The sequence below is a fragment of the Vibrio rotiferianus CAIM 577 = LMG 21460 genome, from assembly GCF_002741985.1.
GTDB lineage: Bacteria > Pseudomonadota > Gammaproteobacteria > Enterobacterales > Vibrionaceae > Vibrio > Vibrio rotiferianus.
Map to the genome: position 1 here is coordinate 275394 of NZ_APHW01000002.1, position 23959 is coordinate 299352.

Sequence of the window (23959 nt, forward strand, 5' to 3'; positions counted from 1 at the left end):
GGAACTGTTTTCTTTCTTCGCTACCAGCTATCGATACTACTGATGGCTGGATTTAATACTTAGAAAGAGGAAGTGAGAACACTCCCTTTACGCAGAAAGCATCAGTGAATCTGCTTTTGCTTCTAGGTTTGTGCCACCCATTAAATAGTCATCGATAGCACGGGCGCATTCACGACCTTCGTTGATACAACGAACCACCAGAGATTGTCCTGTTCGCATATCACCAGCAGCAAATACACCTTCTTGGTTGGTAGCAAAACCTTGGGTTGCTACGTTACCGCGATCATTCAGCGCGATATCCAGTTGCGCAAGCACGCCAGTTGGTTCTGGGTGCAGGAAGCCCATCGCTAGGAATGCCATATCACATGGGATCACACGCTCGCTGCCTTCTACTTCTTTGAAGCTTGGGCGCTCGCCAGGTTTCGCATCTTGCCAAACGATATCAGCAAGACGAAGACCAGTGACTTCACCTTTGTCATTGCCGATGAACTCTTTGGTTAGGATGTTCCAGTGACGATCAACACCCTCTTCATGAGACGTCGAAGTACGTAGGATCATCGGGTACTGTGGCCATGGCATATTTGCAGGGCGTTTCTCTGGTGGAATCGGCATGATTTCAACCTGAGTGATGCTTGTTGCGCCATGACGGTTAGAGGTACCCACACAGTCAGAGCCGGTATCACCACCACCGATAACGACAACATGTTTACCCGCGGCGTGAAGTTCTTCACCCTTAAGATCCATGTTGTTGGCACGGCGGTTGTTTTGACCTAGGAATTCCATTGCGAAGTGAACGCCTTTTAGCTCACGACCTGGAACGGGTAAATTACGAGGAACGGTTGAACCACCCGTTAGTAGAACCACATCGAATTCTTGACGAAGTTGCTGGGCATTCACATCAACACCAACGTGTTGGTTAACTTTGAATTCAATACCTGCTGCTGCCATCAAGTTGATTTTGCGGTCAATCACGTCCATACCCAGTTTGAAATCTGGGATACCAAAACGCAGTAGACCACCCACTTTCTCGTCTCGTTCGAATACCGTCACAGTATGACCAGCGCTATTTAGCTGCTCGGCAGCCGCAAGGCCAGCAGGGCCAGAACCGATGATCGCAACAGTTTTACCTGTGCGAGAGCGTGGTGTTTTTGGTTTGGCGTACCCTTCACGATACGCCGTTTCTACGATGGTTTTCTCGATATTACAGATGGTGATTGGGTCTTGGTTGATGCCAAGTACACAAGCACTTTCACATGGAGCAGGGCAAACTCGACCAGTAAATTCTGGGAAGTTATTGGTTGAGCTTAGAATGTTCCATGCTTCTTCCCAGCTATCACGATAAACCGCATCGTTAAACTCTGGGATGATGTTACCGATAGGGCAGCCGTTATGACAAAACGGCACACCACAATCCATACAACGAGAAGCTTGAGTATTGATCTTGTCACCAAACTCCTCGTTCAGAACGAACTCTTTGTTGTTCTTGATGCGTTCAGCTGGATCGATCTTTTGTGGTAGTTCACGACCATGCTCTAAAAATCCAGTAGGCTTACCCATTATACGGCCTCCACTTGAGTTTCGTTTCCTTGAGACTGTGCTTCAGCTTTACGCTTTTGAAGAACCGCTTTGTAGTCACGCGGCATTACCTTAACCATAGAGGCTAGGCTTGCTTCAAAGTTGTCTAGGAAAGACTGAGCGACTTCACTTCCTGTGAATTGAACATGCTTAGTTAGCATGTTGAGTAATAGATCTCTGTCTTCTTGCTCGATTGGATCTAGGTCTACGAGTTCTGGGTTCAGTTTTGACTCAAAGTCGCCTGATTTATCCCACACATAAGCCACGCCACCACTCATACCTGCGGCAAAGTTACGACCTGTTGAGCCGAGGATGATGGCTGCACCGCCAGTCATGTATTCACAACCGTGGTCACCGACGCCTTCAACTACGACTTTCGCACCTGAGTTACGAACACAGAAACGTTCACCAGCCATACCGCGGATGAAAGACTCACCCGAAGTTGCACCGTAGAAACACACGTTACCAACCACGATATTGTCTTCCGCGACAATGCTTGATTTCGCGTCTGGGTAAAGTACTAACGTACCTCCAGATAAGCCTTTACCCCAGTAGTCGTTCGCGTCGCCTTCCACTTCGAACTTCACGCCCTTAGCGAGGAATGCACCGAATGACTGACCCGCAGAACCGTTGAACTTCACGTTCATTGGTTGAGGTAGACCGGCATCTTTGTACACTTTTGAGATTTCGTTCGACAGCATGGTACCTGCAGAGCGGTCTGTGTTGACGATAGGGAACTCGGCATTCACCGCTTCGCCTTTCTCGAGTGCAGGAATCGCTGCTTGAATCAGCTTGCGGTCTAGCACTTCTTCTAGATTGTGGTTCTGCTGAGCTTGGTTGAATACACCATCAGCTTCGCGTGGTTGCTCAACGTGGAGAACAGGAGACAGATCTAGGTTCTTGTATTTCCAGTGAGAAACGTCTTGGCGAATCTTCAGCTTCTGACCTTGACCGACCATCTCATCGATAGTGCGGAAGCCTAGTTCAGCCATGATTTCACGCAGACCTTGTGCCATGTATTGGAAGAAGGTTACGACGTCTTCTACGCGACCATCAAAGCGCTCGCGAAGGGTCTTGTTCTGAGTTGCGATACCGACAGGACAGGTATTCTTATGACACTTACGCATCATGATACAACCTTCAACCACCAAGGCTGCGGTTGCCACCCCCCCCATTCTTCTGCACCAAGTAGTGTTGCCACTGCAAGGTCACGAGGTGTCTTCATCTGACCATCCGCTTGAACCACGATACGGTTACGTAGACCGTTCTTCAGTAGCGTTTGGTGCGTTTCTGCCAAACCAAGTTCCCAAGGAAGACCGGTATGACGGATTGAAGACATTGGGGATGCTCCAGTACCACCGTCAAAACCTGCGATTAGTACAACGTCCGCTTTCGCTTTCGCTACACCAGAAGCGATCGTACCTACGCCTGCTTCCGATACCAGCTTCACGTTTACACGGCCCGCGCGGTTCGCGTTCTTCAAGTCGTAGATAAGCTGAGCCAAATCTTCGATTGAATAGATATCGTGGTGTGGTGGTGGCGAGATAAGGCCAACGCCCGGAGTCGAGTGACGTGTTGCACCGATCCAGTCATCTACTTTATCGCCTGGTAGCTGACCACCTTCACCTGGCTTCGCACCTTGAGCCATTTTGATTTGCAGCTCTTCAGCGTTAGTTAGGTAGTAAGAGGTGACACCGAAACGACCAGAAGCCACCTGCTTGATTGCAGAGCGTTCCCAATCGCCGTTTTCTTTACGCTCGAAACGCATTGGGTCTTCACCACCTTCACCAGAGTTCGATTTCGCGCCAAGACGGTTCATCGCAACAGCCAGTGTGGAGTGTGCTTCGTAAGAAATAGAACCGAATGACATAGCACCCGTCGCGAAGCGTTTCACGATGCTCTCAATTGGCTCGACTTCGTCGATAGAGATAGAACCTGCTGGATTCTTAATAAACTCAAGTTGACTACGCAGAGTTACCGCGTTGTCGCCTTGCTTATCTACGGCTGTCGCGTACTGCTTGAACTGATCGTAGTTCTTGTTGCGCGTAGACTCTTGCAGTAGAGAAATGGTTTCTGGGTTGAATAGGTGCTTCTCACCACGCTGTTTCCATTGGTAAACACCACCAACATCCAGCATTTGAATTGGGATTTCGCGTTGTGGGTAACCGATGCGATGACGGATCAGCACTTCTTTGGCGATATCATCAAGGGTTAGACCTTGGATACGAGAAACTGTACCTGTGAAGTATTTGTCGACCACTGATTTGTGGATGCCCAACGCTTCGAAGATTTGTGCACCGTGGTACGACTGTAGCGTCGAGATACCCATCTTCGAGAAGATCTTCAGAAGACCGCCATTGATCGCTTTACGGTAGTTGTTGAACAGATCGCGCGGGTTCGCCTCTGGATCCAACTTCTTAGTACGTTGAAGCTCAATAATGGTTTCAATCACTAGGTATGGGTTAACCGCATTCGCACCGTAACCAAGTAGTGTTGCAAAGTGGTGCGTTTCACGCGCGTCACCGGTTTCAACCACGATGTCACACTTCGCACGTAGACCTTTACGGATCAAGTGGTGGTGCACTGCGCCAACTGCCAGCATTGCTGGAATCGCCGCGTGGTTTGAGTTAACTGCACGGTCAGTGAGTAGGATGATTGAGTAACCATCGATAACCGCGTCTTCTGCGTATTGGCAGATACGTTTTAGTGCGCGCTCAAGCTTGCCTTGATCTTCATTGGCTTGGAACACGATATCCAGCGTCTTCGCTTGTAGGTGCTCGTTATCGATCGCACGCAGTTTTTCAAGCTCAGAGTTCGCCAGAACAGGCGATTCCAATTCTACTTTCTGACAGTGAAGTGGTGTTTCAGTCAGAAGGTTTTGGTCTTTACCCAAGTAAGTGTTCAGCGACATAACCATACGCTCACGGATCGGGTCGATCGGTGGGTTGGTTACCTGTGCAAACAGCTGCTTGAAGTAGTTTGAAAGATGTTGAGACTGATGAGATAGAACCGCAAGAGGCCAGTCGGCACCCATTGCTGACAATGGCTCTTTCGCGTCATTCGCCATTGGAACGATGATTTCGTTCACTTCTTCAGTGCTCACACCGAAAGCTTGCTGACGATGCAACAAACGCTCTGGAGAAGGTTGGCTGAACTGGTTGCTCGCATCTGGCAGCTTCTTCAAGCTCAGCAGGTTTTCTTCTACCCACTTCTCGTAAGGCTGTGCCGTTGCGATGGTGTCTTTCACTTCTTCATCAGAGATGATGCGACCTTGCTCTAGATCTGCAACGAAGATACGACCTGGTTGTAGACGACCGCGGAACTCTACGTTCTCTGGTTCAATATCCACAACACCAGATTCAGATGCCATCACTAGGAAGTTGTCTTTGGTCACTGTGTAGCGAGAAGGGCGCAAACCGTTACGGTCTAGTGTCGCACCAACTTGAACACCGTCAGTAAAACATACTGAAGCAGGACCATCCCATGGTTCCATGATGTTCGCGTGGTATTGGTAGAACGCGCGACGCTTAGGATCCATGTTTTTGTTTTCTTGCCATGCTTCCGGGATCATCATCATCAACGCATGTGGCAGGCTGCGACCAGAAAGAACTAGGAGCTCAAGTGCCATATCGAAGTTAGATGAATCCGAGCTGCCTTCCTGACAGATTGGAAGAAGCATGTCGATTTCAGCCTGAGTAAACAGGTCTGATTCTAGGATTGCTTCACGGGCTTTCATCCAGTTCAAGTTACCGCGAACTGTATTGATTTCACCGTTGTGGGCAATGTAACGGAAAGGCTGTGCAAGACGCCATTTCGGGAAGGTATTGGTAGAGAAGCGAGAGTGTACCAGTGCCAGTGCGGTCACCATGGTCGGGTTTTGCAGATCAAGGAAGTACTGAGGTACTTGCTCGGTCGTTAACTGACCTTTGTACACCAATGTCTTGTAAGACATTGAGTTAATGTAGAAGTCGTCACCAATGTTCGAAACGCTTTCTAGGCAAACACGTACAGTGTAGTTACGAAGTACGTACAGTTTGCGCTCGAGCTCTTCAGGTGTGATGCCAGGGCCACCAGAGATAAACACATGCTCAAACTGAGGCTCTGTGCTTAGTGGGTCTGCACCGATCATTGAGTTGTCGGTTGGCAAAACGCGGTAGCCGATAACTTCAAGGTCTAGACGCTGTGCGTTGCGTTCTAGAATGTCACGGCATTGTTCGCGTTTGTATTCGTCTTTCGGGAAAAGAACGACACCAACACCATACTTTTCAAACGAAGGCAGTTTAATGCCTAGCTTAACGGCTTCTTCTAATAGGAATTCATGAGGTTTTTGTAGCAAGATACCCGCGCCATCACCGCTGCATGGATCACAGCCTTGGCCACCACGGTGTTCCATGCGAGCCAGCATATCCAATGCTTGAGTCACTACTTCATGAGATTTACGGTTTTTAAGGTGAGCAACAAAACCGATACCACAAGCGTCATGCTCCAGCTCCGGAGTGTACAGACCCTGTGAATTTTGCTCTCTATCTACCATAGATACATCCTTCCAGTTCAATGTCGACGTAAGAATCCCAGACAGATCTCGGCTGTCTTAGGGACGTTCTGCACGTCTTATCCTTTATATTTATGATTCGCCACTGGCCGAGGTTGACCAGTCTTGATTCCTTTCCGTATCTCGCAGGAAAAATTTTGCGAGAAAAACAATCCTTGGTGATATCCCTTTATTTATTGCCACAATTTAGTGACTTATATAGGTAGGAGCGGGATAACACCGACAATTCCCGTCGTTGATATTGTAATAAAAGTCACAAAAACGGCGGGGTTGTGTAAGTATCCTACAATTTTGTGACTTCGGAATGCAACGAAAAGTCGCCTTTGTGACCCAAATTTTTCGTTTAAATATGCACTTTTTTGTTTAACATTTACGCAACATTGCAGGTTTTGGGTTGGTTTTATGCAGTTTTATTGATTTAGCTTCGTAGCGTGTTTGTTTGAATTCACTAGAATTGTTTGTTTTTTCTTGCAGGGATGTAATTTACTTACATTAATCGTATTGAGATTTATTACGATTTACAATTGATGAGAATCTATGCAATTACATGAATTGGTCAACACACTAGGTCAAGACCTTCAACGTCGTTACGGCGAAAAAGTCCATAAGCTGACTTTACATGGTGGCTTTAGCTGCCCAAACCGAGATGGCACGATTGGTCGTGGCGGATGTACTTTTTGTAATGTTGCCTCTTTTGCTGACGAAGATGTTCAGATCAAAAGTATCCACGATCAATTGAAAGATCGCGCCGGAGAGATCCATCGAGCGAAGAAGTACCTAGCATATTTTCAGGCGTACACCAGTACCTATGCAGAAGTACAAGTTCTCAAAAACATGTATGAAGAAGCACTTAAGGCTGCTGATATTGTCGGCCTTTGTGTGGGCACTCGTCCTGATTGCGTTCCTGATGCGGTATTAGATCTGCTGTCGGATTACGTGAACCAAGGTTACGAGATTTGGCTGGAGCTAGGTCTTCAAACTGCCAACAATGACACCCTCAAGCGTATCAACCGAGGTCATGATTTTGAGTGCTACGCAGAAATCACCAAGCGTGCTCGTGCACTTGGCATCAAAGTGTGCACTCACCTGATCGTTGGTTTACCGAAAGAAACTAGCGATGACAACGTTGAAACACTGCGTAAAGTGCTTGAAGTCGGTACTGACGGCATCAAGCTTCACGGTCTACATATTGTCGAAGGCAGTACTATGGCAAAAGCGTGGCGTGCTGGAAAGCTAGAAGCGCCTGAGCTTGAAGAGTATGTGGCTATAGCCAGTGAAATGATCCGCATGACGCCGAAAGAGGTGATTTATCATCGTGTTTCTTCTGCGGCACGTCGTCCAACCTTGCTATCCCCACTGTGGTGTGAGAACCGCTGGCTCGCGATGACCGAAATTGGTCGCGCATTGGATCGAGAAGGCTCACAAGGTAGCTTAACTGGCGATGCTTTCATCTATAGCAAACCAGAATTAAAGGCAGATTGATTGATTAATAACTGATATATTTCTCACTGTTATTGAAATGGAACAGAAGAATGGATCAGTTATTTACTTGGCTATGGAGTGAGCAAAATGACTATGGATACGTTATTTTGCTCACTATAGTGAGTGCGGCTGTTTTAGCACTTATCCACTATCGCTATCAGCAAACTCTCAAACAACTCATCACTGACTCTCCATATTCTGTATTTGTTATTGATGCTGGGCATGGACAGATCTTGCTTGCCAATGACTCCGCCACGCAATTCCTCGGCATTCGTGCACTAGGTGCGGGATTTCTCTATCCTGCTACTTTTCATACAAACGACTTACTTACCATAGTGTCTAGCTTTGCTAGTCGCTCTTTTCGTCAGCAACTGTTTGACTGGCACTTATCTGAAAGTGAAAGCACCAGAGTCGAGTTATCTGGGAGAAAGAGCTTTTACAACGGACATCGAGTTTGGATTCTGTATGCTCAACCTTATCAGGCTACATCAGTAGAATGCCAACAAGAGCAAGCTGAGCTGAATATGGCACGTTCTGCTCTGGATTCACTTTCGGAGCTGGTCTGTCTGCAGGATCAGCAAGGTAACTACTTGGCGACTAATCGCGCTTTTGATCTATTTTGGGAAGGGCGAAGGGAAGAAGCTGGTATCACGCCACATGACGCGTTGGCGACTAGAAAAACGGAACGGCGCTGGACTACTGATGTGAACGGGCGTAGTTGCCTCCTAGAAGTAAACCAGAGTGCGCTTGTTTCACAAGTGGGTGAACTGATTGGCACATTATCTATCAGTCATGATGTGACTGAATGGCACAAAATGCAGCAAAACCTGCGAGACGAGATGGAGCGTCGTAAAGATACCGAAGTTGCACTTGCTCAGCGCGATACCATTTTGCAGACCATTTTGGACGCAAGTCCTGATCCTATCGGTATTTTCAATGAAAACTTGGTTTATCAAGCTTGTAATAAGCCATTCGTAAATGCTCTTGGTATTTCTGATGTGTCTGAGCTAATTGGAAAGCGTCTGCAAGATGTCATTCCTGAAGAACTATACCTGCGCTTAAAGGCAAGCGATGTTCAGGCTCTTAATGATGCGGAACCCGTCAGGTATATCGATAAAATTCTCACATCGGATGGCCATTACACTTGGTTTGATGTGGTTAAGTCTCCCTTTAAAGATAAAGCTTCTGGTACCAACGGAGTGCTAATTATGGCTCGTGATATTTCTGAGCGATATTTGGCCGAGCAGAAGTTAGAAGAAGCCAACCTTGAATTAGAAAAGCTCAGTTTCCTAGACAGTTTGACCCAAGTGGCAAACCGTCGTCGATTTGATGAACAGCTGCATACATTGTGGTATCACCACGTTAGAGAAAAACTCCCATTGACCATTATGCTTTGTGACATAGACTTCTTTAAAGATTTCAACGACAGCTATGGGCACCAAAAAGGAGATGAAGCATTGGTACAGGTTGCTAATGTTTTTAAAGCTGTCGTTAACCGTTCTTCGGACTGTGTTGCGCGTTATGGTGGGGAAGAATTCGCTTTTATTTTACCCAATACGACGACACAAGGGGCGGAGCAAGTTGCGCAGCGCATCCATCAACAAGTTCACCAAGCGGCGATTGGCCACATGAGTTCAGAGGTTGCCCAAAGCTTAACAGTTAGTATTGGCTTCGTTTCTTATGTTCCGCAGCATGGGGATGAGCCAGAAATGGGCGTCGCCATGGCAGATAGTGCACTGTACCAAGCAAAAGCCGATGGTCGTGACCGCACCCGTATTCATCCCAGCTCGTTGTAGCGCTTTGTGACCGCATACTCTAACTTGAGAGTGGGTGGTTTTAATCACCGTATTAAACACGTTAAACTGCGAACAACGTAGCATAAGTCTGTGATATCTCTTGTGACTCGCTTTAGTTACAACAATGCCGTTTTCCTTAATCTGTCTGATACGCAAGTTGAAGTCGGTTGCCTAGCTTGTTCCTTGGAGTAGTGAATGAAGCCCATGAAAAATCTCGCCCAGTATTACGTTGATCTGTTGGTCAAGCTGGGGATTGTCCGTTTCTCAATATTGCTAGCACTGGCGCTGGTTGCCTTAGCAGTCGTGGTGCAAGTCGGAATTACGCTCGCATTGAAGGGCAGTGTTGATGATATCGATATTGTACGGTCGGTTTTTTTTGGGCTGCTGATTACACCTTGGGCGGTTTATTTCTTGTCCGTTGTTGTGGACCAACTTGAAGAGTCACGTCAAAGGCTGACCAAGTTAGTCTCTAAGCTTAAAGATATGCGCTCTCGTGACCAAGAGCTCAACTTCCAACTGCAGCAAAATATTGAAAAACTTAATCAAGAGATCGAAGAGCGTATTAAAGCTGAGGAAGCTCGTGAAGAAGCAATGCAAGATTTAGAAAATGAAGTATTCCAACGTGAGCGAACACAACTCGAATTAGCTGAGCGTACTGCACTTTTGCGATCCTTTATCGATGCTTCACCAGATCTTATTTATTACCGTAATGCTGACGGAGTTTTCTCTGGCTGTAACCGCGCGATGGAAGAGCTAACTGGTAAGAAAGAGCACCAGTTAGTCGGCTTGAGCCCGTGGGATGTCTACAGCAAAGAAGTGGCAGAGCATATCGTCGATACCGACCAAAAAGTGTTTGCTGATAACCAAGCATTAACTTACGAGCAATGGCTGGATTACCCTGACGGTCGCAAGCACTACTTTGAATTACGTAAAGTGCCGTTTTACAGCAAAGATGGTCGCCACCTCGGATTGGTTGGCTTTGGCCGTGATATTACTGAGCGTAAGCGTCATGAAGAGTCTTTAGAAAAAGCTAGCCGAGACAAAACCACCTTTATCTCTACCATCAGCCATGAACTTCGAACTCCGCTAAACGGAATTGTGGGGTTGAGCCGCATGCTACTCGATAGTCAGCTAACTGAAGAGCAGCGGAAGCATATGCAAACCATCAATGTGAGCGCTATTACCCTAGGCAACATCTTCAACGACATTATCGATATGGACAAATTCGATCGTCGTAAACTGGAGTTGCTACCTGTACCGCTCAATTTTGAAGACTTTGTCGCAGAAATTGAGAGCATCTCGGCATTAATGGCAGAACAAAAAGGGCTGCGCTTTGACTTAGAGCGTTTAAGCTCGTTGCCGAAGGCGATTGAAGTGGATGCTACCCGTCTGCGTCAGGTTATTTGGAATCTGGTTAGCAATGCGATGAAGTTCACCAAAGAAGGTGGCGTCGTAATGACGGTAAGTGCGGACGTTGAAGAAGAATATGCAACCATCATAATTGAGGTGGAAGACACCGGTATTGGTATACCTGAGGATGAGGTGGAAAAGATCTTTGCCATGTATTACCAAGTTAAATCGGGTAAAGACAACCTTCATGCTGTCGGTACTGGCATCGGATTAGCCGTGTCGAAGCAGTTAATCAATATGATGGATGGTGATATCACAGTGGCAAGTGAAGAGGGCTTTGGCAGTACTTTCACTGTGTCGATTCATGTTCCGGTGGTTGAGCTTGAAGAGCCAATTATCGACGCGAAACGTGACAATATGCACCTTAATATCTTTATGGTTGAAGATATTGAACTTAACGTTACTGTGGCGAAGTCTTTACTTGAAAGCCTAGGCCATTCAGTCACTGTTGCCATGACAGGTGAAGAAGCGTTGGTGAACTTTGTGCCGGATGAATACGACTTGGCATTGCTTGATATCCAATTGCCGGACATGACAGGTTTTGATGTCGCTAAGTACTACCGTGAGCACTATGACAATCTACCTCCGCTGGTGGCGCTAACTGCGAATGTAATGAAAGATCGTCGAGAGTATTTAGACAATGGTATGGACGATGCAATCAGCAAGCCTCTCGCAGTACAGGCTCTTCAAGCTGTTATTGATAAATTCTTCGCTAACCGTGTTGACGGGCAAGAAGAAACAGTTGTCGACCAGAAGGTGATAGAGGACGAGGTATCTGCACCATCTCCAGTGATTGAGACGCACTTGTTGGATTTGGATATGTTAGAGTCTTATGTAGATATTGTGGGCGTGAAGCCTGTGTACGATAGCATTAAAATGTTTGAAGATATGATGCCTGATTATATTGAGGTATTGGACTCGAACATGACGGCGAAAGACCAAGATGGCATTGTCTCTGAAGCGCATAAAATTAAAGGTGCTGCAGGGTCTATTGGTCTCAAACATATTCAAAGCGTCGCCCAGAAAGCTCAGTCACCAGATATGCCTGCATGGTGGGAGAACATCTCTGACTGGGTTGAAGAGATTAAAAACGAATATCAAAATGATATTCAAGTACTGAAGAGTTGGTTGGAACAGAGGAAATAACATGAAGAAAATCGCGTCAGCAGCGTTAGCCGTCGCTCTCTTAGCTGGTTGCAGTTCTGCTCCACAGGTAGGTTGGCAAGAAGACAGTCAAATTACAATGAATCAAGTAAATGTTGAACTGAAAAGTAACCTATGGGTCAACATGATGCCGACTATTGGTGAAGTTCAAGAACAAAACGTACATGGTGCGTTGTATCTGCAAGCCGATAAAGATCTCCCTGCAAACCTTACTGTGGAATCACTGATTTTAAAGCAAGGGGATTCAGAGTGGGTGATTGATGGCGACCTTCTAGAACTAAGAACGCACAGTGAAAATCAGTGGGAAGTCGCGTTTGTATGGCAAATTGAAGCGGATACAGAAAAGCCGATAGATTTAGCGTTACTATTGGATGATGCGGGTAAAACAGGCTGGCTAGTTGAGAAAAACATTAAAATCGACAAAGTATACTGATCTTACCAAGTACCAGATAAAAAAAGGGCTTGCTCATGGAGCAAGCCCTTAATGTTTGTATTGCAGCGATTAGTCTTCTAGGTCGCCACAGAAACGGTAACCTTCACCGTGAATAGTCGCGATGATTTCAGGTGTACCTGATACTGATTCAAAATGCTTACGAATGCGACGGATGGTTACGTCTACTGTGCGGTCGTGTGGCTTAAGCTCACGACCAGTCATTTTCTTCAGTAGATCTGCACGAGTTTGGATCTTGCCTGGGTTTTCACAGAAGTGAAGTAGTGCACGGAACTCTGAGCGAGGTAGCTTGTAGCCTTCACCAGCTGGGCTCACTAGCGAGCGGCTGTTGATGTCTAGTACCCAACCATTGAACACGTACTTCTCTACTGAGCGTTTCTCTTCTTGAACAGCGTTAGTGCTCATTGAACGGCTTAGTAGGTTACGTGCACGGATAGTCAGTTCACGTGGGTTGAAAGGCTTAGTGATGTAATCATCAGCGCCGATTTCAAGACCTAGGATCTTGTCTACTTCATTGTCACGACCAGTTAAGAACATTAGCGCGATATTTGCTTGCTCACGTAGTTCACGAGCTAGCAGTAGGCCGTTCTTACCTGGAAGATTAATATCCATGATTACCAAGTTGATTGAATTTTCAGACAACACTTGGTGCATCTCTTCACCGTCGCTGGCTTCGAAAACAGCGTATCCCTCTGCTTCAAAAATACTCTTAAGAGTGTTACGAGTTACTTGCTCATCTTCTACGATAAGAATCTGCGGGGTTTGCATTGGCGGTACCTAAATTTGTGACAAAATTGTGCTAATAGAATAAATTCTAGGCAAAAATATAACATACAGGTAATGTGATTTTGATAATAAAACAAGTTGATCAAAAAAACACTTCTTTCAGTTATCCGCCTTCCTTGGAATCTTGCCAACTCACCAGTGTCCGATGGCGACTTTATTCTATAGGGTTTGTTTACCTTTCAAATCCAAGCTTTACGGGCCTGAAACGTAAACACCCTAAGATATGGAGCGAATTTTATATTGTTAACAGCATGCTAACAATGCTCAAATGTTAATTCCATTCAGTTTGTTGATTTACATCAATTGATGAAATGTAACCGTTATTAATCGTTTAAGAGATATGATAGAAAAAAGTAATACGAACATAGACGCAGCGTTATGGCATGCTTATTCAGAGTCATACTTTCGGTTTGAGCAAGAGTGGAGCTCTCATCAGTATGCTGTCATAACTGCTTGGAACCCATACAGTAAATTGCGGTCAAACAAAGAGAACTGCATAAGTAATCACGAGCTAGAGCAATGCTTGAAAGGGATGAAATATGTTCCTGTCACTGTCGGTGATAAAGGTTTTCAATGGTTTGAAGAAAGCTATGCTGTAGAAATAAAACCACAAAAGGCGATAGCTCTTGCTAAAATTTTTAAGCAAAACGCAATTTATTACGTTGTGGATGGTGAACTGCATTTAATCTCCTGTGTAGGTGAAGAAACTCGCCAAGTGCTCGGAGAGATCAGTGATAAGCTCGTATAAAAGGATAATACTTACTCAAGATGCTCTCGCTCTTGAGTAAAAAATTCACGGAGGAAATATGAGAGATATAACACCAGATATTTGTGACCAGTTTGAAGATCAGGTAACGCTATTGAGTTTACCGCTGCAGAACTTTGGTCAACGAACCGCTTTTCATGGCGAAATCGTCACAGTGCGTTGCTATCATGATAATTCTAAAGTGCGAGAAGTATTAGGCGAGGATGGTACCGGAAAAGTCCTGATTGTTGATGGTCATGGCTCATGTCAAAAAGCGTTACTCGGAGACCAGTTGGCCATTCTTGGTATCGAAAATGGCTGGGAAGGGATTATTGTCTTCGGTGCTATCCGTGATGTCGCTCAGATGTCACAAATGGATATCGGCATTCAAGCTTTAGGTACTTGCCCATTTAAAACTGAGAAGCGTGGGGTAGGGGAAGTTAATGTGACACTGACGATGCAGAATCAGATCGTGCAGCCTAAGCATCACGTGTATGCAGATTGGAATGGCGTATTGATTTCAAAAGAAGCGCTGGATTTTTAAAAGCGGAAACCTAATCCTACTTCAAAGCCTTGTTGCCAATCTTGATAGTCCAGCGTGGCATGAATATCGAGATTGTCCGTTATCTTAACGCGACTCGAAACTTCGGCAGCAAGGCTACTGTCATCTTCTTTGATGCCGTCAGCACTTTCTGCTTTGTAGGAGCGAACGGTACTTTTCAGCGTAACACGATCGTTATATTGGTAGCTTATGCCGCTTAAAAAACCGCTTTGATTTTGAGTCGGTGAGTTATTAACGCGAGCACCTACGTAAAGATCGACGGAATCAAGCAGTTCATATGCGTAACCACCATCGATATTCCAAACATCAAAACTGTCATTTTGATAATTTTCACTAGAAATGAAAAGCTTATGAGGGGAAGGTGCCGTTTTACCTGGTAGAGGAGGCAATGTGTTTGCTAGAGATATTGCAGGCAGTACAAGGACAAGCAGGCACAATAGGACTTTCATCATCACCACTCCTTGTCATTTCAATCATTATTGGTATTGCCATCGGCTTTCAAATTATTAAAGCACATATTATGAAAGCTGGCTCATTAATTTTGCTTATATTTTGATCTTCTGAACTTTGGTCATAGCCAAGCTATCGTGAATTAAAGTACGGCATTGGCAGAATTTTGATCAACGTTACCCAGAAATGGATCTTACTGTTGGATCTCATAAGATCGAGAACTTGGGATCTAGTAGTATAGAGGTAGTTTTTTACCTGTTTTGCGGAGCTGTTCAAATCTTTGTAATAAAAGTATTTTTTGAAATTTAGATCAGCACGTCTTTTCAATCTCGAACGTAAAATATACAAGTTTTTTGTTGACTCTAGTTAAGAAACTCGGTAAACGTAGAGTTAAGCAAACACATAATTATCGTTGAATATTTATTTATGACATCTCACAGCCAAGTAGTAATGACCACAACCATTATTATTACCAACACGACCAATGTTGGGGCAGGCTGCTGAGCGAAAGAAATTCACAAAGAAGGCCTGTATCCAACAAGATACAGGCCTTTTTTTATGCTTTTTTAATACAGAATTTAGACAGATCTAGAAAGATACATCGGAGGAAGGGATGCGAGTATTAAAGTTTGGCGGTTCATCATTAGCAGATGCAGATCGCTTTTTGAGAGCGGCGGATATCATCGCCAACAACGCACAACAAGAAGAAGTCGCCGTGGTACTTTCTGCACCGGGCAAAACAACCAATAAGCTGGTAGCGGTAATTGAAGGTGCACTTCGCAACGGCGAAGCAGAGCTGCAAATCAATGAGCTGGAAGCTTCTTTCAAAGCGCTGTTTGCAGATATCCAAGGTGTGTTACCAAACATCGATGGTGCTGCGTTCGATAACCAAGTTAAAACATCACTTTCTCAACTTCGCCAATTTGTTCACGGCATTAATCTTCTTGGTATGTGCCCAAACAACGTCAATGCACGCATTATCAGTAAAGGCGAACGCATTTCGATTCAGTTGATGAAAGCGGTATTAGAAGCAAAAGGCCAACCTGCGCATCTTATCGACCCAGTTGAATACCTGTACGCAAAAGGCGATCACCTAGAAGCCATGGTCGACGTTGACGTTTCAACTCAGAACTTCCGTCAGAATCCTCTTCCTCAAGGCCATGTAAACATCATGCCTGGTTTTACCGCAGGTAATGAGAAAGGTGAGCTAGTCACTCTTGGTCGTAATGGCTCTGACTACTCTGCGGCAGTTCTTGCGGCGTGTCTGCGTGCAGACTGCTGTGAAATCTGGACAGACGTTGATGGCGTGTACAACTGTGACCCACGCTTAGTGGAAGATGCTCGCCTACTCAAATCACTTAGCTATCAAGAAGCGATGGAGCTTTCTTACTTCGGTGCTTCCGTTCTGCACCCTAAAACCATCGCACCAATCGCACAGTTCCATATTCCATGTTTGATCAAAAACAGCTTTAACCCACAAGGCGCGGGTACGCTGATTGGGCAAGATACTGGCGAAGATAATCTGGCGATCAAAGGTATCACGACGCTGAACGACCTAACTATGGTTAACGTGTCTGGCCCGGGTATGAAGGGCATGGTCGGCATGGCAAGTCGTGTATTCGGCGCAATGTCATCAGCAGGTGTGTCTATCGTATTGATCACTCAATCTTCTTCTGAGTACAGCATCAGCTTCTGTATCGAAGCGCAAGACAAAGCAAAAGCACAACAAGTATTGGCGGATGCATTTGAGCTGGAGTTAAAAGATGGCTTACTTGAGCCTGTAGACTTTATTGATGATGTTTCTATTGTGACACTTGTGGGTGACGGTATGCGTACATCACGCGGTGTTGCATCTCGCTTCTTCTCATCTCTTGCAGAAGTGAACGTAAATATTGTCGCTATCGCACAGGGCTCATCTGAGCGTGCTATCTCTGCGGTGATCCCTGAAGATAAAATCTCGGAAGCGATCAAAGCGTGTCATGAGAACCTATTCAATTCTAAGCACTTCCTGGATGTATTTGTTGTTGGTGTTGGTGGTGTTGGTGGCGAGTTGGTGGACCAAATTGAACGCCAACAAGCGAAGCTGGCAGAGAAAGGCATTGTGATTCGCGTGTGTGGTTTAGCAAACAGTAAAGGTCTCTTGCTTGATAGTGAGGGTTTACCGCTAGAGCATTGGCGAGACCGTATGTCGGCATCCACAGAAGAGTTTAGCTTAGCGCGCTTAATTTCTTTGGTTCAACGTAACCACATTATCAACCCTGTGTTGGTGGATTGTACCTCAAGTGAGGCCATCGCAAACCAATACGCGGATTTCTTGGCGGCGGGCTTCCACGTTGTCACTCCGAACAAAAAAGCAAACACAGCAAGCATGGCTTACTACCACCAACTTCGTGGTGTTGCACGTAGCTCTCGACGTAAATTGCTGTACGAAACAACGGTAGGTGCGGGTCTGCCAGTGATTGAAAACCTGCAAAACCTTATTGCCGCTGGTGATGAACTAGAGCGTTTCAGCGGTATCCTGTCGGGTTCTCTGTCATACATTTTTGGTAAGTTAGATGAAGGTATGAGCCTAAGTGAAGCGACAAACATAGCCAAGCAAAACGGCTTTACCGAACCGGATCCTCGCGATGATCTATCGGGAATGGACGTAGCGCGTAAGCTTCTTATTCTTGCGCGTGAAGCCGGTATGTCACTAGAGCTAGAAGACGTTGTGGTTGATCAAGCTCTGCCGCCAGGCTTTGACGATTCAGGTAGTGTAGATGAGTTTATGGCGCGTCTACCGGAAGCGGATACTTACTTTAAAGAGTTGTCAGCTAAGGCTGCGGAAGAAGGCAAAGTGTTGCGTTACGTCGGTGAGATTATTGATGGCAAATGCAAAGTTAGCATTGCTGCTGTTGATGAAAATGATCCAATGTTTAAGATCAAAGACGGTGAAAACGCACTGGCATTTTACAGTCGTTACTACCAGCCAATTCCACTGGTATTACGTGGTTACGGTGCGGGTACTGAGGTAACGGCTGCGGGTGTATTCTCGGATGTGATGCGTACTTTAGGTTGGAAGCTAGGGGTATAACAACAATGAGTTCAAGTGATATGGATGTAGTGGTTTATGCCCCGGCATCAATTGGCAATGTAAGCGTTGGTTTTGACGTTTTGGGGGCGGCGGTGTCCCCAGTTGATGGCACTCTATTGGGAGATCGCGTATTAGTTAAGTCTGGGGCTGAGCCGTTCAGTCTAAAGACAGCTGGTGATTTTGTTGAGAAGCTACCAACCGAGCCAAAAGAGAACATCGTTTACGATTGTTGGGTAGTGTTTGCTCGTGAGCTAGATAAAAAAGGCGTTGAGCTAAAGCCACTTGAAATGACGCTAGAAAAGAACATGCCAATCGGCTCTGGTTTAGGTTCAAGTGCTTGTTCTATCGTTGCTGCATTAGATGCATTAAACCGATTCCATGGTCAGCCGCTTAACGAGACAGAGTTGCTAGCGCTGATGGGAGAAATGGAAGGCAAGATCTCTGGTGGTATTCACTATGATAACGTGGCGCCATGTTACCTTGGCGGTGTGCAATTGATGCTGGAAGAGCTAGGTATCATTAGCCAAGAAGTGCCTTGCTTTGACGATTGGTACTGGGTGATGGCGTATCCGGGTATCAAAGTATCAACAGCAGAAGCACGTGAGATCCTACCATCTCAATACCGTCGACAAGATATCATTGCTCATGGTCGTCACCTTGCAGGCTTTATTCATGCGTGTCATTCTGGTCAGTCAGAACTTGCTGCAAAAATGATCAAAGACGTGATCGCAGAACCGTATCGTGAGAAACTGCTTCCAGGTTTTGCAAATGCACGTCAATACGCAGCGTCTGCGGGTGCATTGGCAACCGGTATTTCTGGCAGTGGGCCGACACTGTTCAGTATTTGCAAAGAGAAAGATGTCGCTGAGCGAGTTGCTCGCTGGTTAGAACAGAACTACGTACAAAACGAAGAAGGATTCGTCCACGTTTGTCGTCTAGATAAACAGGGTTCGAAAGTAACAGGAAGTGAGCTATGAAGCTTTACAATATAAAAGAAAATGATGAACAAGTTTCCTTTGGCCAAGCCGTTCGCCAAGGACTAGGCCGTAACCAAGGTCTATTTTTCCCATCGGAATTACCAAAATTTGAAGATATTGATGCGCTACTGGCAGAAGACTTTGTCTCTCGTAGCACGAAAATCCTATCAGCACTGATTGGCGATGAGTTGGCGGAAGAGCAAGTTAACGCATTGGTTGACGCTGCATTCCAATTCCCAGCTCCAATCAACCAAGTAAAAGACGGTGTTTACGCTCTGGAGCTTTTCCATGGTCCAACGCTTGCGTTTAAAGACTTTGGTGGCCGATTTATGGCGCAATCTCTTGCTGCGGTTTCGGACGGTGGCAAGATCACCATTCTGACGGCAACTTCTGGCGATACTGGCGCAGCCGTTGCGCACGCTTTCTACGGTATGGAAGACATCAACGTTGTGATTCTTTACCCGAAAGGCAAAATCAGCCCACTGCAAGAGAAGCTATTCTGTACGCTTGGTAAGAACATTCACACTGTCGCGATCGATGGTGACTTCGATGCGTGTCAGGCTCTGGTTAAGCAAGCTTTTGATGATTCTGCACTGCGTGAAGAGATCGGCCTGAACTCTGCAAACTCAATCAACATCAGCCGTTTGATGGCGCAAATCTGTTACTACTTTGAAGCAGCCGCGCAAATGAGCAAGCAAGAGCGTGAAAACCTAGTGGTATCAGTACCAAGCGGTAACTTCGGTAACCTAACTGCTGGTCTACTGGCAAAAGCACTGGGTCTGCCTATCAAACGCTTCATTGCTGCAACGAATGCCAATGACACTGTGCCACGTTACCTAGAAACGGGTCAGTGGGCGCCGAAACCAACGGTTGCAACAACATCGAACGCAATGGACGTGAGTCAGCCAAACAACTGGCCTCGTATCGAAGAGCTATGCCGTGTGAAAGAGTGGGGCTTGGAGACACTAGGTAAAGGCGCTGTTTCAGATGATCAAAGCGCACAGTCAGTGAAAGATCTATACGCACTGGGTTACCTATGCGAGCCGCACGGAGCGATTGCTTACCGAGTTCTGGACGAGCAATTGCAAGACGGTGAAACCGGTCTGTTCCTATGTACTGCACACCCTGCGAAGTTCAAAGAAGTGGTGGATGACATTCTGCAATCCGACATCGACCTTCCTGCTCCATTAGCGAAGCACGCTGCGATGGAACTGTTATCGGAAGATCTTGACGCAGATTTTGATGCATTGAAGCAAGTACTGCGCCGCGTACAGTAAGCTTCAAAAATACAGTCAGTATCAAAAACACAAATAACGAGAGGTGAATGAGCAATCATTCACCTTTTTTATTGCCGATAAGTTTTAACTCTCTTTAAGATTGAGAAACGAACTTAACTAAATGAGATGGAAAGAGCAGCATGCATTTTTTGATTTTTCTTGGCTCAGTTAGAGACAGCACGCCACCACGACCAGCCCGTTTAGGAATGCGAGTCAGCAGAGCGTGTGAAAAACTCATCGTGAGTCAGCATTCACAACATACGGTCGAAATCATCGACCCTTTGCATTACGACTTTGGTGATGTATTTAAGCCCGAATTTTCTTATCACCGCTCTAAAGTGCCGCAGCATCTAAGCGAGCTGGCAGATAAAATCAAACACGCGGATGGGTATGTGATGGTCAGCCCGGAATACAACCATTTGATGAGTCCTGCCTTGGCAAACATGCTTAACCACTTTGGCAGCTCGCTGTTTTCTTATAAGCCAAGTGCGATCGTGACCTATTCTGCAGGGCAATGGGGCGGCGCAAGGGCTGCAGTGTCGATGCGGACCTTCTTGTCCGAGTTGGGGTGTTTGCCCGTGTCGGCAATGATCCATATTCCGAAAGCGCAAGAAGTGTTTGATGAGCAGGGTGTGGTTGCGGATGAATCGGAGCAGGCGCAGTGGGACAGCTATATGAATCGCACCCTGCATCAATTGATTTGGTGGGCAGAAGGGGCGTCACTACAAAGAGATAGGCTTGACCCAACCTCGTTGGCGCAAGCGTTTCAAAAGGATCCTTCGCAAAGAAACGCACCTTAGAAAGTAGCGTTCGCCACTATCGGAGGGGACTCGAAGGATCCAGAAACAAAAAAAGCTTGGTCAGCAATGACCAAGCTTTTTAAATTCTAGCAAGCTAGTTTACTGATTATAGAGACTCAGTAAAAGTACGAGCGATTACGTCACGTTGCTGTTCTGGAGTTAGCGAGTTGAAACGTACTGCGTAACCAGAAACACGGATAGTTAGCTGTGGGTAGTTCTCTGGGTGTGCAACTGCGTCTTCTAGAGTTTCACGCTTAAGAACGTTCACGTTTAGGTGTTGGCCGCCTTCGATGCGAGGTGCCGCTTCGATTGCTACTTCACGGCTTTCGTATTCACCTAGGTCGCTGATTGCGATAACTTGGTCTGCTTCGTAAGTTGATGCTGCTGCAACACAACGCGCTTCATTCTTCTCGCTATCTAGTAGCCAGATAGAGTTTAGTAGTTCGTCGTTAGCTGCTTTAGTAATTTGGATACCTTGGATCATCACTATCTCCTAGACCACTTAACGTGGTGATTATTGGTGTTAATTTTCGAATTTTTGTTGAGCTAGGTATTATATAGCCAATATCCATTATTTTAATATTGATTTAGGTCAAAAAACAACTAAAAACCTTAAATTTTTGAAGGTGATTTTGTTGAGTTAAATCAATAAAACGTTTGAAAACATACTAGTTACAATTTATTTGATAATATAAAAAATATTTAAAAGTCATTTTTGTTGTAAATTTACTACAAAATGAGTTTAAAACTTAACCTGCTTAACGCAACTGCCTGTATTTAGGTAGCCATATTGAAAGTCTAAAGTGATTAAATGACAAGCATGAAAAACAAGTTTGGAAACAAGTTTATTGGTGCTCACGTGTCGGCGGCGGGCGGAGTAGATCAAGCACCTCTTCGTGCTCGTGAGATTGGTGCAAATGCGTTTGCCCTTTTTACTAAGAATCAACGTCAATGGGTCGCTAAGCCACTCGAAGAGAAAACCATCAGCGCATTCAAAGCAAACTGCAAAATGCTTGGCTTTGGCGCGGAGCACATTTTGCCCCATGACTCCTATCTGATTAACTTGGGCGCTCCAGAAGAAGAAAAGCTGAATAAATCCCGCGCTGCATTTATTGATGAGATGGAGCGTTGTAATCAACTTGGGTTAACGCTGCTGAACTTCCACCCAGGCAGTCACTTAAAGAAAGTGTCCGAGCAAGATTGTTTGGCAACGATCGCTGAGTCGATAAATCTTGCGCACAAAGCGGTGCCGAATGTGATCGCTGTGATTGAGAACACGGCTGGTCAGGGGACAAACCTAGGTTGGAAGTTTGAGCATTTGGCTGAAATCATCGATCAAGTGGAAGACAAAGAGCGTGTTGGCGTATGTCTCGATACTTGCCACACGTTTACGGCGGGTTACGATTTACGTACTAAAGAAGATTGTGAGCGCACCTTTGCTGAGTTCGACCGCATTGTCGGCATGCACTATTTAAGAGCAATGCATCTAAATGATTCAAAGGTTGAATTCGCTAGCAAGGTTGACCGCCATCATTCATTAGGTAAAGGCGAGATCGGTTGGAGCTGTTTTGAGTACATCGCAAAAGATCCTCGATTTGATGGTATCCCTCTGATTCTAGAAACAATTGATCCTGATATCTGGCAGCAAGAAATCGACACCTTACGCCGATTCCACATTGAAGAAATGGCGAATTTCTAACGGAATAGTAAAGTTGGCATCCTTCTTTCTTTATTAAAACTAATCGCGTTATTGCGTATTTGTTTTAAACGCCTAAATTCAATGTTGTATATGGGCGATTAAGTTAGGAGGATGACATTATGTCTCGACCAGTTTCCTTTACCCCAGTGACACACTCTAGACGTGTATTACGTTTACCAACGCCAAATCGCCATATCACTGGACAGGGGCATTTTCGAACGCCGCAGCGTAATTAGCGTCATTACTACTCGTGATTTTGGTCTAGTCAAACCAGCACGGGTTCATGCCAGTTGTCTGCGAATCAGCGTTTGGGGAGCCGTCTCAACTTGGTGCTGGTGCTGGTGGTAAGTTTTTGTTTGTTTGGGTTTCGCTCGTTAGAATAGAGGGAAACATTAGGACAGGAACTTTCCATGAATCAGTTACCCACTTGGCACGATGTGATCGGCGAAGAAAAACAGCAGAGCTACTTTGTCGATACCATGAATTTTGTTGACGCAGAGCGAGCAGCAGGAAAAGCCATCTATCCGCCAGCCAAAGACGTGTTTAACGCGTTCCGTTTTACTGAATTCAATGACGTTAAGGTAGTGATTCTAGGGCAAGACCCTTACCATGGTCCAAACCAAGCACATGGTTTGTGCTTCTCTGTGTTGCCTGGTATTAAAACGCCACCATCTTTGGTGAATATGTACAAAGAGTTGGCGCAAGACATCGAAGGTTTTCAAATTCCTCAACATGGCTTTCTACAAAGCTGGGCTGAACAAGGGGTGTTGCTACTCAATACAGTGTTGACAGTAGAGCAGGGCAAAGCACACTCACATTCGAAAACCGGCTGGGAAACCTTTACTGACCGCGTGATTGAGGCCATTAACCAGCATCAACAAGGTGTTGTGTTCCTGTTATGGGGGGCCCATGCGCAGAAAAAAGGTCGCTTTATCGACCGCAATAAGCATCATGTATTGACCGCTCCGCACCCGTCACCATTATCTGCACACCGTGGTTTCTTTGGTAGCAAGCCATTCTCGCAAGCAAACCAAATCCTTGTCCAACAAGGCAAAGAAGCGATTAATTGGCATTTGCCGATGACGGTGTAAGTATCGACATCTTATCCGAGACATAACAGTACAGCGATCGTGACACCACGTTCGCTGTTTTTTTGAACA

The 23959-nt window shown here is 45.7% G+C and carries 16 protein-coding genes, 1 pseudogene and 1 other annotated feature; of the genes and pseudogenes, 12 read left to right on the forward strand and 5 right to left on the reverse strand.

Annotation, left to right across the window (positions count from 1 at the left end):
* Positions 1–87: 87 nt before the first annotated feature.
* Positions 88–1557: a glutamate synthase subunit beta gene (locus tag B853_RS02075; protein WP_038885695.1), complete on the reverse strand. Its 1470-nt coding sequence runs from the start codon at positions 1555–1557 to the stop codon at positions 88–90.
* A pseudogene (gene gltB / locus B853_RS02080) lies at positions 1557–6109 on the reverse strand (glutamate synthase large subunit). The gene B853_RS02075 and the pseudogene gltB overlap by 1 nt, the downstream one beginning before the upstream one ends.
* Before the next feature lie 555 nt (positions 6110–6664).
* On the opposite strand from gltB, the gene mnmL reads away from it, so the two are divergent.
* From mnmL to B853_RS02100, 4 genes are all read left to right on the forward strand, one after another.
* Positions 6665–7609, forward strand: coding sequence for a tRNA modification radical SAM protein MnmL/YtqA (mnmL, locus tag B853_RS02085; RefSeq protein ID WP_038885691.1), 945 nt, complete (start codon positions 6665–6667; stop codon positions 7607–7609).
* Between the two features lie 50 nt (positions 7610–7659).
* Positions 7660–9405, forward strand: coding sequence for a sensor domain-containing diguanylate cyclase (locus B853_RS02090; RefSeq protein ID WP_038885690.1), 1746 nt, complete (start codon positions 7660–7662; stop codon positions 9403–9405).
* A 195-nt stretch (positions 9406–9600) separates the two neighbouring features.
* Positions 9601–11961, forward strand: coding sequence for an aerobic respiration two-component sensor histidine kinase ArcB (gene arcB, locus B853_RS02095; protein ID WP_010445920.1), 2361 nt, complete (start codon positions 9601–9603; stop codon positions 11959–11961).
* Between the two features lies 1 nt (position 11962).
* Complete coding sequence (locus tag B853_RS02100) at positions 11963–12412, forward strand: lipoprotein (RefSeq protein ID WP_010445922.1); 450 nt, start codon at positions 11963–11965, stop codon at positions 12410–12412.
* 69 nt (positions 12413–12481) lie between these two features.
* Here the strand turns inward: B853_RS02100 and arcA are convergent, their stop codons facing one another.
* A complete protein-coding gene (gene arcA / locus B853_RS02105; protein ID WP_010445924.1) occupies positions 12482–13198 on the reverse strand; it encodes a two-component system response regulator ArcA in 717 nt (238 codons plus the stop codon).
* 358 nt (positions 13199–13556) lie between these two features.
* Here arcA and B853_RS02115 point away from each other — a divergent pair, with 358 nt between their 5' ends.
* Both B853_RS02115 and B853_RS02120 read left to right on the forward strand, forming a co-directional pair.
* Positions 13557–13964 (forward strand): DUF3293 domain-containing protein, encoded by a 408-nt coding sequence (locus B853_RS02115; protein ID WP_038885689.1) that lies wholly within the window; start codon positions 13557–13559, stop codon positions 13962–13964.
* A 58-nt stretch (positions 13965–14022) separates the two neighbouring features.
* Positions 14023–14505: a putative 4-hydroxy-4-methyl-2-oxoglutarate aldolase gene (locus tag B853_RS02120; RefSeq protein WP_010445928.1), complete on the forward strand. Its 483-nt coding sequence runs from the start codon at positions 14023–14025 to the stop codon at positions 14503–14505.
* Here B853_RS02120 and B853_RS02125 read toward each other — a convergent pair.
* Positions 14502–14972 carry a hypothetical protein gene (locus B853_RS02125; RefSeq protein WP_010445930.1) on the reverse strand — a complete coding sequence of 157 codons (471 nt, stop codon included), beginning with the start codon at positions 14970–14972 and terminating at the stop codon, positions 14502–14504. The genes B853_RS02120 and B853_RS02125 overlap by 4 nt on opposite strands.
* 443 nt (positions 14973–15415) lie before the next feature.
* Positions 15416–15532, forward strand: a sequence feature (Thr leader region).
* 54 nt (positions 15533–15586) lie between these two features.
* On the opposite strand from B853_RS02125, the gene thrA reads away from it, so the two are divergent.
* From thrA to B853_RS02145, 4 genes are all read left to right on the forward strand, one after another.
* The gene (gene thrA / locus B853_RS02130) at positions 15587–18046 is read left to right on the forward strand and encodes a bifunctional aspartate kinase/homoserine dehydrogenase I (protein ID WP_038885688.1); all 2460 of its coding nucleotides are present in this window, start codon (positions 15587–15589) and stop codon (positions 18044–18046) included.
* A 20-nt stretch (positions 18047–18066) separates the two neighbouring features.
* Positions 18067–19023: a homoserine kinase gene (gene thrB / locus B853_RS02135; protein ID WP_038885686.1), complete on the forward strand. Its 957-nt coding sequence runs from the start codon at positions 18067–18069 to the stop codon at positions 19021–19023.
* On the forward strand, positions 19020–20300 hold the full coding sequence (gene thrC / locus B853_RS02140; RefSeq protein WP_038885684.1) for a threonine synthase: 1281 nt from the start codon (positions 19020–19022) through the stop codon (positions 20298–20300). Before thrB ends, thrC begins: the two co-directional genes overlap by 4 nt.
* A gap of 140 nt (positions 20301–20440) precedes the next feature.
* Positions 20441–21100, forward strand: coding sequence for an NADPH-dependent FMN reductase (locus tag B853_RS02145; protein WP_038885683.1), 660 nt, complete (start codon positions 20441–20443; stop codon positions 21098–21100).
* A gap of 106 nt (positions 21101–21206) precedes the next feature.
* Here the strand turns inward: B853_RS02145 and grcA are convergent, their stop codons facing one another.
* A complete protein-coding gene (gene grcA / locus B853_RS02150; RefSeq protein WP_010445942.1) occupies positions 21207–21584 on the reverse strand; it encodes an autonomous glycyl radical cofactor GrcA in 378 nt (125 codons plus the stop codon).
* 327 nt (positions 21585–21911) lie between these two features.
* Here grcA and nfo point away from each other — a divergent pair, with 327 nt between their 5' ends.
* Positions 21912–22799: a deoxyribonuclease IV gene (gene nfo, locus B853_RS02155; RefSeq protein WP_038884927.1), complete on the forward strand. Its 888-nt coding sequence runs from the start codon at positions 21912–21914 to the stop codon at positions 22797–22799.
* A gap of 410 nt (positions 22800–23209) precedes the next feature.
* Entirely contained in the window at positions 23210–23890 is a 681-nt protein-coding gene (ung, locus tag B853_RS02165) for a uracil-DNA glycosylase (RefSeq protein ID WP_010445946.1), read from the forward strand.
* Positions 23891–23959: the final 69 nt, after the last annotated feature.

Excerpts from the sequence above, each read along its gene's own strand:
- B853_RS02100 (WP_010445922.1), top strand. The coding sequence starts at position 11,963 with ATGAAGAAAATCGCGTCAGCAGCGTTAGCCGTCGCTCTCTTAGCTGGT.
- nfo (WP_038884927.1), top strand. The coding sequence starts at position 21,912 with ATGACAAGCATGAAAAACAAGTTTGGAAACAAGTTTATTGGTGCTCAC.
- B853_RS02120 (WP_010445928.1), top strand. The coding sequence starts at position 14,023 with ATGAGAGATATAACACCAGATATTTGTGACCAGTTTGAAGATCAGGTA.
- B853_RS02145 (WP_038885683.1), top strand. The coding sequence starts at position 20,441 with ATGCATTTTTTGATTTTTCTTGGCTCAGTTAGAGACAGCACGCCACCA.
- B853_RS02125 (WP_010445930.1), bottom strand. The coding sequence starts at position 14,972 with ATGAAAGTCCTATTGTGCCTGCTTGTCCTTGTACTGCCTGCAATATCT.
- B853_RS02075 (WP_038885695.1), bottom strand. The coding sequence starts at position 1,557 with ATGGGTAAGCCTACTGGATTTTTAGAGCATGGTCGTGAACTACCACAA.
- thrA (WP_038885688.1), top strand. The coding sequence starts at position 15,587 with ATGCGAGTATTAAAGTTTGGCGGTTCATCATTAGCAGATGCAGATCGC.
- mnmL (WP_038885691.1), top strand. The coding sequence starts at position 6,665 with ATGCAATTACATGAATTGGTCAACACACTAGGTCAAGACCTTCAACGT.
- thrC (WP_038885684.1), top strand. The coding sequence starts at position 19,020 with ATGAAGCTTTACAATATAAAAGAAAATGATGAACAAGTTTCCTTTGGC.
- B853_RS02090 (WP_038885690.1), top strand. The coding sequence starts at position 7,660 with ATGGATCAGTTATTTACTTGGCTATGGAGTGAGCAAAATGACTATGGA.
- arcA (WP_010445924.1), bottom strand. The coding sequence starts at position 13,198 with ATGCAAACCCCGCAGATTCTTATCGTAGAAGATGAGCAAGTAACTCGT.
- grcA (WP_010445942.1), bottom strand. The coding sequence starts at position 21,584 with ATGATCCAAGGTATCCAAATTACTAAAGCAGCTAACGACGAACTACTA.
- ung (WP_010445946.1), top strand. The coding sequence starts at position 23,210 with ATGAATCAGTTACCCACTTGGCACGATGTGATCGGCGAAGAAAAACAG.
- arcB (WP_010445920.1), top strand. The coding sequence starts at position 9,601 with ATGAAGCCCATGAAAAATCTCGCCCAGTATTACGTTGATCTGTTGGTC.
- thrB (WP_038885686.1), top strand. The coding sequence starts at position 18,067 with ATGGATGTAGTGGTTTATGCCCCGGCATCAATTGGCAATGTAAGCGTT.
- B853_RS02115 (WP_038885689.1), top strand. The coding sequence starts at position 13,557 with ATGATAGAAAAAAGTAATACGAACATAGACGCAGCGTTATGGCATGCT.